This window comes from Nonomuraea harbinensis (genome assembly GCF_019396385.1).
Classification (GTDB): Bacteria; Actinomycetota; Actinomycetes; order Streptosporangiales; family Streptosporangiaceae; genus Nonomuraea; species Nonomuraea ferruginea.
Genome location: NZ_JAHKRN010000001.1, coordinates 98,962 through 110,969, shown reverse-complemented (window position 1 = coordinate 110,969; position 12,008 = coordinate 98,962). Strand labels below are relative to the sequence as shown.

The following is a 12,008-nucleotide window of genomic DNA, read 5'->3' as shown; positions in this document are numbered from 1 at the left end:
CGTTGTGTCAGGTCAGCCGGCCGCCGGCTGGAGCTGCGTCAGCGTCTCGAAGCCGCCGAGCTCCATCCAGTTGCGCCACATCGCGGGCGCGTGCTTGGGGGCGCCTTCCGCCGCGGAGGGCCAGTTCTTCCAGGTCGCGTTGCTGGCCTGGGCCCACAGGCCGTTGTACCAGAGCGGGATGATCGGCATGTCGTCCATGTGGATCTTCTGGATCTTGGAGATGACCTCCTTCATCCCCTCGACGTCGTCCGTCTTGACCTTGTCGAGCTGCTGGACCAGCTCCCAGGCCTCCTTGTTCTCGTAGCGCCCGAAGTTGGTGGTGTTCTGCACCTTCCGGATCGGGAGCTGGAACATGTAGTCGTAGTAGGTCCACGGGCTGCTGGACAGCTGGCGCTCGTTGTTGATGACCAGGTCGAAGTTGCCCTTGCCGCGCTTCTCCACCAGGGCGTTGAAGTCGGGGAACTCGGGGGTGATCTCGATGCCGGCCGCCTTGCCGCTGCTGGAGATGACCCGGGCCGCCTCCATCCAGTCGGTCCAGCCGGTGGGCACCTCGATGGTCAGGCTGATCTTGGAGCCGTCCTTGTTCTCCACCAGCCCGTCGCCGTCGCGGTCGCGGTATCCGGCGTCGGCCAGCATCTTCTTGGCCTCGTCGGTGTTGAACGTGAAGCCGTCGGAGCTCACCACGGCCTGGTCGACGAACTGGTCCCACTGCGGCAGCAGGCCGGTCGGGCTGGCCGCCTTGACCAGGTTGCCGTAGACGCCCTCGACGATCTTCTTGACGTCGACCGAGGTGGCCAGCGCCTTGCGGAAGGCGGGGTCGTCCATCGGCTTCTTGGTGGTGTTGGGCACCAGCCAGGCGGTGTTGGCGGACAGCATGTACGGCGGCTCGTCGTAGTACGAGGTGATGCCGAAGTTGCCGTTGATCAGGTTCGCCACGCCGGGCATGAAGTTGTTGCTGAGGTCCAGGCCCTTCTGCAGCAGCATGCCCATGGCGACCTCGTTGCTCGGGTTGGCCACGTCCACGATGTACTTGGGCTTGGGCTCCATGCCGAGCGCGGTCTTGCCCCACCAGTCGTCACGCTTGACCCAGACCACGCGGTCCTGGTCGTGGCTCTGGTACTTGTAGGCGCCGCTGCCCACCGGGTTCTCGTTGACGCCGTTGAGCACGTCCTCCTCGGAGCGGCCGCTCCACACGTGCTCGGGGACGATCACGCGGCTGTAGAGGTTGAAGTCCCACTCCTGGTAGTTGGCCTCGGAGAAGGAGAAGCGGACCGTCTGGTCGTCGACCGCCTCCACGTTCTCCAGCCAGTCCCACATGTTGTGGAACGGGACGGTCTCCATCTTGCCGAGGCCGTAGGAGAAGGCGACGTCCTTGGCGGTCAGCGGCTTGCCGTCGGCCCAGGTGACGCCCTGGCGGATCTTGGCCTCGTACGTCTTGTCGTCCGTCCAGCTGCCGCTCTCGGCGATCCAGGGGACGAGTTTGCCCGCGTTCGGGTCGTAGTGGAAGAGCGTCTCGTACACCAGGCCCTTGGTCCCGGTGGCGGAGTCCCACTCGCGGATCGGGTTGAAGTTGGCCGGCGGGCCCCACTGGGTGCCGGTCGTGTACAGCGTCTCGTTGCGGGGCAGCGCGCCGGCGTTGCCCTGGGCGGGCGGGCTGCCCGCCTGGGAGGTCGCGGGTGTCGGTGCGGCGGTGCCGCCGCCACCGGTACAGGCGGCTGCGGCCAGGCCCGCCGCGAGGAGCGGTATGAGAATCCGCGCCCGGGTCTGCATCTGTGCTCTCCTTCCCCCGCCTTGTCGGCGGAGGTCGACCGTCTGTCCAACCCCCGAACGTTGGGCGGCCCGGGACATACGCCGCCGCACGGCCGTCCGCTGCTGCCTTGTGGGAGCGCTCCCGAAATGTCGCGGACGGCTTGTCGCTGAACCGGATAAGTACCGCGACGGTAAAATCGGCGCGACGATCGCGTCAAGGGTCGTAACGAGTTTGAGATGCACCGTTCGGAGGACCGGTTAAGCCGAGGGAGCGCTCCCAACGACGGTTTCGCAGGTGCGCGCCCTTCTCGCCGGTAGTAAGGTGCGTTCACGTACCTGACTAACCGGTTCATATCCAGGGGGCTCGGTGAAGCGACCAACGATCGCCGACATCGCGCGCAGGGCGGGGGTCTCCAAAGTGGCCGTCTCCTACGCGCTCAACGACCGCCCCGGCGTGTCGCCCGCGAAGCGCGCGGCGATCAAGGCCATCGCCGAGGAGATCGGCTGGCGGCCCAACAGCGCCGCCCGCGCGCTCAACGGCGCTCAGGCCCGCTCCGTCGGGCTCACCCTGTGCCGCCCCGCCCGCATCCTCGGCGTCGAGCCGTTCTTCATGGAGCTGATCAGCGGCATCGAGACCGAGCTGTCCGCCCGCTCCTACGCCCTCATGCTCCAGGTCGTCACCGCCCCCGAGCAGGAGACCGAGGTCTACCGGCGCTGGTGGGGCGAGGGCCGCGTCGACGGCGCCATCCTCGTCGACCTGCGCTTCTCCGACCCCCGCGTCACGGCGCTGCACGAGCTCGGCATGCCCGCCGTCGTCCTCGGCGACCCGTCGGAGGCCGGCGCGCTCACCCCCGTCTGGGCCGACGACGCCGCCGCCGTCCGCGAGACGGTCGAGTATCTGCACGCCCTCGGCCACAGCCGCGTCGCCCGCGTCGCCGGGCTGCCCGACCTCGTCCACACCGTCCTGCGCGACCAGGCGTTCACCGCCGCCTGCCGGGAGCTCGGGCTGGAGTGGCACACGATCATGCACACCGACTACACCGGCGAGGAGGGCGCCCACGCCACCCGCCGGCTGATGAGCGCCGCCACCCGCCCGACGGCCATCATGTACGACAACGACATCATGGCGGTCGCGGGCATGTCCGCGGCCGACGAGCTGCGGCTCCGGGTGCCGGCCGACCTGTCGATCGTGGCCTGGGACGACTCGCCGCTCTCCCGGATCGTCCGGCCCGCCCTCAGCGCGCTCACCCGCGACATCCCGGCCTACGGGGCGCACGCGGCGCGGGCGCTGCTGTCACTGATCGAGGGGCAGGAGGTCGAGGCCATCCGCGACCAGGCCCCCCGCCTCGTCCCCCGCGGCAGCACCGCCCCTCCCCCGGCCCCGTGACGAAGATCGGCTTTTTGCGCCGAGGAAGACGGAGATCCGTTATCGTCCTATTACGGCTGTGCTGAGTGGTGCGTTTGGGACAAGGGAGCGCTGCTTGAGTGAGGAGTTCCGGCTGACCATCGAAGCGTTGGCCAAGGAGTACAACGAGCAGGCGCTCCGGCTGCGCGAAGCCTACGAGAAGCTGTCCGAGCTGACGGTGACCGCCGAGTCCCGCGACGGCATGGTGAGCGTGACAGTGGGACCGCGAGGCCAGGTGGAGGCCATCAAGCTCGATCCCCGGGTCTACCGCAAGCTCTCCCCGTCACAGCTCTCCCGCGCGATCATGGAACAGATAGGCGCCGCCACGCAGCAGGTGACCGACCGGACGAAGGAGCTCATGGCGCCCTTCGTCCCGGAAGGCCTGCCTCTGGAGGACGTCTTCGGCGAGGGAGCGAGCATCGAGTCGTTCCTGCCCCAGCCCTTGAAGCTGCCGCCGGAGGACGGGCGTGGGTAGCGCCGCCCCGCAGGGCTACCAGGCCGTCTTCGAGGGCCTGCGGACGCGTTCACGGCAGGCCGGCTCCAGCGCCCAGCACCTGTGGGAGCTGCACGACGCGCTGTCCAGGACCTTCTACGAGGAGGGCAACCCGCTGGGGGACGACCAGTACGGCGCCGAACTGGAGAAGAACCGCGTCAAGATCGAGACTGCGGTCCTGGGCGCCTTCACGGACTACATCTACGAGGTCGAGTACCTGCGCGACGGGTTGCGGGACAACTCCAGGGTCTACGAGGAAGCCGAGGACCCGTGGGGCCCCGGAGGCGTGCCGGATCTGTCCATGGACGACAGCGCCTACGACGATCCGGCTCACCGGCAGGGCTGGTGAGCCTTCGTGGGGTTCGACGGCTTTCTCGTGCCCGACTGGGCCAAGCCGTACGTCGGCTACGCGGTCGGCATGGACTGGCCTGAGGGCGACGAGGACGGTTGTTTCCGGCTCGCCGACGCGTGCGCGGCCACCGCCGAGAAGCTCCTGCAAGATCGGGGCGTCGCGGTCTTCACCGAGCCGGGCGAAGACTGGAACGGCGACGCGCTCAAGGAGTTCGTCGAGCGCGTCAGGTACGAATCCGATCCGAGGCTGGAAGAGCTCGTCGAGCAACTGGTCTCGGCCGCGCTCCACTACAACGAGCTCGGCGTCCAGGTCGAGTACACCAAGCGGATGATCGAGGTCTCGGTCTGGTTCCTGATCTTCCAGATCGGCTGGCTGCTGGCCGCGTCCGCCGGGCCCTGGGGAGCGATGTCGCTCTCCCTCGTCGGAGCCCGGGTGCAGCTCACCCGGCTGGCCATCGCCCAGCTCGGCAAGCGGCTGCTGATCAACATCGGCCTGTTCGGCGGCCTGATGGCCGGCATGGACCTGGCCGTGCAGGCTTCCCAGTCCCGGCGTGACCACCTCGACTGGGAACAGGTCATGATGTCGGGCGGCACGGGAGCCCTGCTGGGCGCCTTCCTGACGGCCTTCACCGGGCTCCTGCCGGCCAGGACGATGCTGGGGCTCATGGGCAGGTCGGGGCTGGCCAGCGGGGCCACGGACCTGACCGTGCAGCTCGGCAGCGGACAACCGCTCGACTTCGACCGGCTGTTCAAGAGCGTCACCTCGGGAGTGGTGGGCGGCGCGGACGCGCACTGGGCGAGCTGGAGCCCGTTCGCGCACGGCAGGCCGGACACGACCACGAACCTGGCCGGCACGCCCACCACCGGCACGAGCTCGACGGGCGGCGGCTTCACCTCCCACTCCCCCGGCACTCACACCGCCGGTCATGGCTTACCTCCTACCTGGCTGACCGGCGGCACCACCCACCCGACGACGCCCGCCTCCAGGCCGGTCGCGCCCCCGTCCCAGCCAGGCGCTCTGTCGTGGGAGAACTTCGCGCGGAACCCCAATATCACCTTCGAATCCCTGCTCAACGGCCCGCGGACGGCGGACTCGCAGGGCACCGGGGTCGCCGGCGCGGACTCCCCGTCCAGCCCGTTCCAGATCCTCGACAATCCCGGCAAATCAGGTGACGGTTACGTCAGCGGAGGGCTCTGGGGCAAGTACGGCGCCGCGGGCGTGCTGATCAGAACCATGGACAGCGGCGAGCCCCGGTACCTGCTCATGCAACAGAGCCAGCACGTCTCCAACGCCGGCAAATGGCAGTTGCCCGGCGGGGCGCTCGACAGCCTCGAAACCCCGGTGCAGGCCGCCGCCCGCGAGCTGAGCGAAGAACTCGGGGTCAACCAGACCTATCTCAACAAGCTGAAGCTCGTGGGCGAGCACGTGGTGGAGGTCGGCGACCACGGCTGGACGTACACGAACCTGGCTGCCGAGGGGCCGCAGTTCAAGCCGAAACTCGACCCGTTCGAGGCCAGCGACGCCCTGTGGTTCACGCGGCAACAGCTGAACACCATGGCTAGCCAGGGCCAGCTGCACCCCGCTCTGGCCAAGGCCCTGCCGGACGTGCTCTCCCTGTACCACAAGGACGCGGACCCCGCCGCGCCACCGATCCATCACTACACTCCGGCGTCGACGACAAACCTGATCAGACCTCCGGTGGACTTCGCGGCGCGGGCCACCCACGACAGCCCGCCCGCCTCCTGGCACGCGTCCCACGGCAAAGCGACCTCCGCGCCCGCCTACTCCGGGCTCGCCTCTGACGGGCCGGGCCCCCCGTCGGTGTGGCCGACCGTCCACGGCACCGAGTCAGGCCTGTACTACACCGCGCCGGCCCCTCACGTCCCCCTGGACGCGCCCTTCGGCGCCCGGCTCGTCGGCAATTCGTTCGGGGAAGCGATCTGGACAAGTGTCTACAGGGACATGTCACCGGCCGAGCTCGAGGTGGGCAAGGCGTATTCCCGCAATGGGTTCACGGACATGAACGGCTATCTACGCCAAGGCGACTCCGTTTTCCATCATTACTCGCCGGACGCCCGAACGGCGCACATCGATCGCGTCGTCAGGGAGATCGAACTCCTGGACGGGGTCCTGCGCCGCAAGCCGTTGCCGGAGACGATCGACGTGTACCGAGCAGTGGACCTCACCCCGAAACTCTTCACCGTGCCCGTCGACGAACTGCCGGGGACCGTGCAACGCGATCCGGCCTTCTTCTCGACCAATCTCGGCCACAAGCCCGTGTGGGACAGGAGCGTCATCCTGCATCTGCGGGTGCCGGCCGGCACTCCGGCCTTCTACCTGGCGCTGCTCAGCACGTTTCGAGAGAACGAGTTGCTGCTGGGCAGCGACGTATCGTGGTTCGCGGAGGACGTATACCGGCGGGACGGCACGTGGCACGTCTACGGTTGGGTCCTACCGCCTGAGGAGTCCGGCGGCTGATGCGGGAGGCTAAGGATTGTCGCTGAAGGACCAGCCCGAGTTCCGGACCGTCTGGGCTCCGGACGCCTACCCGCGCACGACGTCCTCCCCCGTCCGCTACGTGCCGGTGCTCAAGGATGACACCGTCATCGGTTACCTCTGGGCCGCGACCACGGACGACGCGACCCAGTACGTGCCGCGCGAGCAGGCCGGTGACCCCGCGCTCGACGCAGCCGTCGCCTGGACACGGCGCCTGCGCTGGGCCAAGGCCAACGGCGTCACGCCTCTGCAGGCCCTGCGGCACTGGGCGGGCGAGGGCGAGGACCCCCGGGCGGGCCTGGTGCCGGTGGGACCGCCGTTCGAGCTGCCGACCTTGCGTGCGCTGGAAGAGCTGGCCGCCGCCGTGTGAGGCCGGCCGGGATCGTCGCCTACTCGCCCGTGAGCCCGTCGATCGACTCGCGGATGAGGTCGGCGTGGCCGTTGTGGCGGGCGTACTCCTCGATCATGTGGCACAGGATCCAGCGCAGGCTGGGGTGCTCGCCGCTGGACAGGGTGCGGCGGGCGGGCAGTCCGAGGTCGCCCGCGGCCAGGGCCTCGTCGACCGCGGCGCGGGAGCGGGTCACCGTCTCCTCCCAGAGCTTCACGAGCTGCTCGGGGGTGTCCTCGGCAGCCGAGTGCCAGTCCCAGTCATGGTCGGCCTTCCAGTCGACCGTGTCCCACGGGGGGTTCGGGTCGCGCCCGTGCAGGACGATCGAGAACCAGTGGTCCTCCACGTAGGCCAGGTGCTTCATCATGCCGCCGAGGGTCATCGACGAGGCGGCTGCGGTCGCGTTCAGGCCAGCCGCGTCGAGCCCCGCGCACTTCCAGGCGAATGTGGCCCGGAGGAATTCGAGGAAGCCCAGGAGGGTGCCCGCCTCGTCGGCAGCGGCGGGAGGCTCGGGCCTGCCCTGTTCGTCTAGTTCTGTCATGATCGATGAGTTTAGGGGCTGAGCACCCGGACGAGGTCGTCCGGATGGGTCAGCTGAGGGTAGTGGCCGGCTCCCTCGATCACCGTCACCGGCCGGTCCACGGGCGTGACCAGCGGGTCGGCCGAGCCCACGACGATGTCCACGGGCACCGTCACCCGGGACAGCGTGCTCGCGAGGTCGGCGCGGGCGGCTCCCAGGGCGGCGACGACGCGGCGGGCGTGACCGGGGCGGGCGAGGTTCGCGGCGGCGCTGGCGGTGGCCGGGCTCTCGGGGACGCCGAGCGCGCGGGCCAGGCGGGCGGAGGTCATGCGCCGCAGCACGGGGACGGCGAGCGGGGAGCGCCGCGGCCACGGGGCGGGAGCCTGGAGGAACGCCGGGGCGACCAGCACGAGGCGGGAGAGGCCGTCGGGGTGGGCCGCCGCGTGACGGATGGCAGGACCGCACGCCAGGGAGTGGGCCACCAGCGTGGGCCTGCTCCCGACCGTACGGAGGAGCTCGGCCAGCCAGTCCTCCAGAGGCCCGTCGGCGGGGGACGACCGGCCGAGACCGGGCAGGTCGGCGGCGAGGACGGGGGCGTCGAGCCGTTCGACCATCTCCGACCACGACGCGGAGTCGAGCGGCAGCCCGTGCAGCAGGACGTGGGACGGGTGCTCGCGCTCCCCGGTCAGCCACGTCGCGCTGCCCGCGACCCGGTGGAACCCGTACGGTCCGCGCGGCGGGGCGGACGTGCCGAAGCCGGTGGCGACGAGGTCGTCGGCCCACCGCTTGAGCGCCGGTCCGACCGGGGGCATGGGACGCTTGGCGACGGCCTGGGCGGGGGCGGTGTCGTAGCGGTCCGCGGACAGGAAGGACAGGGTCTCCGGCTCGGCTCCGGTGATCGTACGGGGGAGGCGCCGCAGCAGCCCGACCGGGATCGTGCGTTCCGGCGCGGGGACCCCGAGATGTGCGGCGATCAGCTTGACGAGGTCGGGCAGGTGGGGAGTCGCCTCGTCGAGCACCCAGTAGGCGTTGCCCTCGGTCCTCTCGTCCGCGGGGAGGTCGGCGAGGAAGGCGGCGAGATAGCCGAGGTCGACCACGGGCACGAACACCTCGGGGCCTCCCGGGACGGCGGGCAGCCGGCCGCGCCAGAGGTCGGACACCAGCGAGGCGAGGCCGATGAACTGGCCGGGGCCGATCACGGTGGCCGGGTTGGCGATGGTCAGCGGGATGCCCCGCTCGTGAGCGCGGGCCCGTGCCGCCGTGTCGCCCTCCCGTTTGGACCCCTCGTAGGCGCCCAGCTTGCGGTAGTCGGGGCCGCCGGCGCCGCTCACCCGGTATCCGCTGATGTGCACCACCCGGCGCAGGTACGTCAGAGTGGCGGCCCAGTCGAGGACGTTGAGCGCACCGGTGACGTTCACGGCTCGCGCCTCCGTGACTCCCAGGCCGAAGGCGAACCGGGCGGCGGTGTTGTAGACGTCGCGTACGTCTGCCAGGTCGTCCGCCAGACCGAGGCCGGGGCGGGTGATGTCGGCGGTCACGACGCGGAGGCCGTCGAGGGGGACGTCGCGCTCGGCGAGTGCGGACGCCAGGCGGTCTCCCCCGCCGCGGACGGCGGCGGCGACGCCGTGGCCGCGCCGCAGGAGCTCCTCGACCAGGGCACGGCCGACGAACCCCGCGGCGCCGAAGACGATCGAGTCGGGTCTCATGGCAACTCCTTTAGAATAGACCGGTCTACATATTTTGCGGGCATGGGTCGGCCGGTCCCGGCCGTCGTTCACAGCAGGGCGGCGACCTTCCGGGCCGCCCGGTCCAGAGGCTCGCGGCTGCGTCGCGCTCTGGCCAGCAGCAGCGCGCCCTCGATCAGGGCCAGGACGGTCGTGGCGGTGTCGTCAGCGTCGGGGTGCCCGCCTGCGGTGAGCCGCTCCCGGAGTATGGCCTCCCACGAGTCGTACACCTCGGCGCAGACCTGCTGGAGCGCGTCGTTCCCGGCCGCCATCTCCAGGGCGACCGTGGCCACCGGGCAGCCCTTGCGCCAGCCCGACGCCTCCAGCCGGTCGGCCAGCAGGTGGATGACGCCGGTCACCAGGGAGACGGTGTCGGGGGCGGCGTCCGCGAGGTCGCGCACGGCCTGCTCGATCTCCCGGCCGGCCCGCCGCAGCGCCTCGGCGACCAGGTGGTCCTTGCCGCCGGGGAAGTGGAAGTAGAGCGATCCCCTGGGCATGCCGCTGGCGGCGATCACCTGGTTGAGCCCGGCGGCGGAGTATCCCCCGGCCTCGATCAGTTCCTGCGTCGCGTCGAGCAGCCGCGCCCGCGTCTGGTCCCCTTTACGTCCCACAGGAGTGAAAATAGACCGGTCTTCATATAAAGCGCAACCTTCCGGCAGTTCTCACCTGCGCACGCCGGGACCGTCCGCGCGTTCGCCCCGGAGGGCCGGGTTCTGCTGCCACCGCTCGATGACCTGCCGGAAGGCCTCGCTCAGGAGGAGGAGGAGTTCGGCGGAGGTCTCGAAGCGGGCGCCCGCCGGCGTCGTGACCCCGAGGATCTCGGCCCCGCGCCGTGACGCGGCCGCCAGGGCCTCGTTCATCCGCAGAGCCGCGAGGAGGTTCGGGAGCCAGATCTCGTCGTCGACGACATAGCGTTCGCGACGCGCGCCGGGAACCCGCTCGCGCCTCAGCATTCCCTGCTGTTCGAGGAAGGCGATGGCGTGCGAGATCGACGCCGGGCTGACGCGGAGCCGCTGGACCAGGTCGGCGGCGGTGAGCGTGCCGGAGTCCGTGATGTACAGGCAGGCCAGCACCCGGGCCTCCATCCGGGGCAGCCCCTGCTGGACGAGAAGCTCGGTGAAGGACTCCGTGAAGTCGAGCACCGCTCGGGGATCACGCCCGTGGTCGTCGTCGGGGATCGGCGGCGCCGGCGGCCGGGACGGCTTGTGCCGGCGCGCACGATGCCGCGCGGCCTCGTGGGCCCGGTCCGCACGGTAGTCGTCGGGCCCGCCGTTGCGGGCGACCTCCCGCATCACGGTCGAGGCGGGCCGCCCCAGGCGCCGGCCGATCTCCGCGTATCCGAGCCCCTCGGCCAGCCCCTCAGCGATGTGCCGACGGTCCTCGTCAGTGAGTCTGCCTCCGGGCATCGGTGTTCGTCTCCCATCCGCCGGCATGCGCGCGCTCGCTGCACAGTATGCATTCACTCCGAGTCTGTTGCAATGCCTGCTTGATCACTCGTTGCGTTCAGCTCCAGTCTCATTGCAATGCAAGCATCTAGACGCCGCTTCAACAGGAAGAATGCATGCTTTTTGTGTTGACTGATTCTTGAATGCAATGTAGCTTTCCAGGTGTTCAAAGATTTCCGAACAGACGGTGAGCGAGGCGATGATGATGGAACACAGCAACGGCGGCTTCTCCGCGGCAGGGCTACGCAAGATGCGCGAGGTGCTGGCCGAGCATGTCGACTCCGGGAAGATCCCCGGGCTCGTCGCCCTGGTCAGCCGTGGCGGCCGGACGCATGTCGAGGCGCTCGGGACGATGCACCGCGACGGCGGCGCGCCGATGAGCCGCGACACGATCTTCCGGATGGCCTCCACGTCCAAGCCGGTCACGGTCGCGGGGGCGATGGTGCTGCTGGACGAGTGCCGGCTGCGGCTGGACGACCCGGTGGAGCCATGGCTGCCCGAACTGGCCGACCGGCGGGTGCTGAGGCGGATCGACGGCCCGCTGGACGACACCGTGCCGGCGCGGCGGCCGATCACCGTACGTGACCTGCTGACCTCCACGTTCGGGCTCGGCATGGACATGATGGCGCTCGGCACGCCGATCATGAACGCGGTCTTCGAGCGAGGGCTCACGCCCAACCTGCCGGTGCCGATGCCCGAGCCTGACGAGTGGATGCGCCGTCTGGGCGAGCTTCCGCTGATGCACCAGCCCGGCGAGCACTGGCAGTACCAGATCAGCAACGACCTGCTCGGGGTGCTGGTGGCCCGGGTCACCGGCCGGTCGTTCGAGGATTTCCTGCGCGAGCGCGTCTTCGACCCGCTCGGGATGAACGACACCGGTTTCCACGTGCCCGCCGACCGGCTCGACCGGCTGCCGACTCTCTACGCCCCCGACCCGCAGACCGGCGAGTTCCTGGTGTGGGACGAGGCCAAGGGAGGGCGGTGGAGCGAGCCGCCGGCGTTCCAGGGAGGCGGCGGCGGGCTGGTGTCCACCGTCGACGACTACCACACCTACTTCCGGATGCTGCTCAACGGCGGGGTGCACGAAGGGAGGCGGATCCTGTCGCGGCCCGCCGTCGAGCTCATGACCACCAACCGGCTCACGCCCGAGCAGACCGCCGCCCGCACCGCCATGGCCGTCGACAACGTCCACATCTCGCACGGCCAGGGCCAGCACGGCGGCTGGGGTGTGGGGATGGCGGTGCGCACCTACCGCGGCGACTACGCTCCGGTCGGCCAGTTCGGCTGGGACGGCGGCACCGGCACCACGAGCTACGCCGACCCGCACAACCGGCTCGTCGGCATCCTGCTCACCCAGGTCGGGCTGTCCGTCCCGGATCCCGCGCGGTTGATCCACGACTTCTGGACCACGCTCTACCAGGCCATCGACGACTGAC

11 protein-coding genes are annotated in these 12,008 nt (G+C 70.0%); 6 read left to right on the top strand and 5 right to left on the bottom strand.

The features are described 5' to 3' along the window. Positions 1 to 12 precede the first annotated feature (12 nt). The gene (locus tag KME79_RS00540; RefSeq protein ID WP_219542826.1) at positions 13 to 1,770 is read right to left on the bottom strand and encodes an ABC transporter substrate-binding protein; all 1,758 of its coding nucleotides are present in this window, start codon (positions 1,768 to 1,770) and stop codon (positions 13 to 15) included. A gap of 346 nt (positions 1,771 to 2,116) precedes the next feature. Between KME79_RS00540 and KME79_RS00535 the strand changes: the two genes are divergently transcribed. From KME79_RS00535 to KME79_RS00515, 5 genes are all read left to right on the top strand, one after another. Further along, positions 2,117 to 3,136 carry a LacI family DNA-binding transcriptional regulator gene (locus KME79_RS00535; RefSeq protein WP_219542825.1) on the top strand — a complete coding sequence of 340 codons (1,020 nt, stop codon included), beginning with the start codon at positions 2,117 to 2,119 and terminating at the stop codon, positions 3,134 to 3,136. Positions 3,137 to 3,230: 94 nt separating this feature from the next. Further along, the gene (locus KME79_RS00530) at positions 3,231 to 3,629 is read left to right on the top strand and encodes a YbaB/EbfC family nucleoid-associated protein (protein WP_219542824.1); all 399 of its coding nucleotides are present in this window, start codon (positions 3,231 to 3,233) and stop codon (positions 3,627 to 3,629) included. Further along, a complete protein-coding gene (locus tag KME79_RS00525) occupies positions 3,622 to 3,996 on the top strand; it encodes a hypothetical protein (RefSeq protein WP_219542823.1) in 375 nt (124 codons plus the stop codon). The genes KME79_RS00530 and KME79_RS00525 overlap by 8 nt, the downstream gene beginning before the upstream one ends. A gap of 6 nt (positions 3,997 to 4,002) precedes the next feature. After that, positions 4,003 to 6,477 carry an NUDIX domain-containing protein gene (locus KME79_RS44415; RefSeq protein WP_219542822.1) on the top strand — a complete coding sequence of 825 codons (2,475 nt, stop codon included), beginning with the start codon at positions 4,003 to 4,005 and terminating at the stop codon, positions 6,475 to 6,477. A 16-nt stretch (positions 6,478 to 6,493) separates the two neighbouring features. Beyond that, positions 6,494 to 6,865, top strand: coding sequence for a hypothetical protein (locus tag KME79_RS00515; RefSeq protein WP_219542821.1), 372 nt, complete (start codon positions 6,494 to 6,496; stop codon positions 6,863 to 6,865). Between the two features lie 19 nt (positions 6,866 to 6,884). Here the strand turns inward: KME79_RS00515 and KME79_RS00510 are convergent, their stop codons facing one another. The 4 genes from KME79_RS00510 to KME79_RS00495 form a co-directional block, all read right to left on the bottom strand. After that, on the bottom strand, positions 6,885 to 7,424 hold the full coding sequence (locus KME79_RS00510; protein ID WP_219542820.1) for a DinB family protein: 540 nt from the start codon (positions 7,422 to 7,424) through the stop codon (positions 6,885 to 6,887). Positions 7,425 to 7,435: 11 nt separating this feature from the next. Continuing rightward, positions 7,436 to 9,109 carry an alpha/beta fold hydrolase gene (locus KME79_RS00505; RefSeq protein ID WP_219542819.1) on the bottom strand — a complete coding sequence of 558 codons (1,674 nt, stop codon included), beginning with the start codon at positions 9,107 to 9,109 and terminating at the stop codon, positions 7,436 to 7,438. A gap of 68 nt (positions 9,110 to 9,177) precedes the next feature. Continuing rightward, positions 9,178 to 9,738 (bottom strand): TetR/AcrR family transcriptional regulator, encoded by a 561-nt coding sequence (locus KME79_RS00500; protein ID WP_219542818.1) that lies wholly within the window; start codon positions 9,736 to 9,738, stop codon positions 9,178 to 9,180. A gap of 51 nt (positions 9,739 to 9,789) precedes the next feature. Next, positions 9,790 to 10,533 (bottom strand): GbsR/MarR family transcriptional regulator, encoded by a 744-nt coding sequence (locus tag KME79_RS00495; RefSeq protein ID WP_148035522.1) that lies wholly within the window; start codon positions 10,531 to 10,533, stop codon positions 9,790 to 9,792. Between the two features lie 244 nt (positions 10,534 to 10,777). Here KME79_RS00495 and KME79_RS00490 point away from each other — a divergent pair, with 244 nt between their 5' ends. After that, the gene (locus KME79_RS00490) at positions 10,778 to 12,007 is read left to right on the top strand and encodes a serine hydrolase domain-containing protein (RefSeq protein ID WP_219543050.1); all 1,230 of its coding nucleotides are present in this window, start codon (positions 10,778 to 10,780) and stop codon (positions 12,005 to 12,007) included. Position 12,008 lies beyond the last annotated feature (1 nt).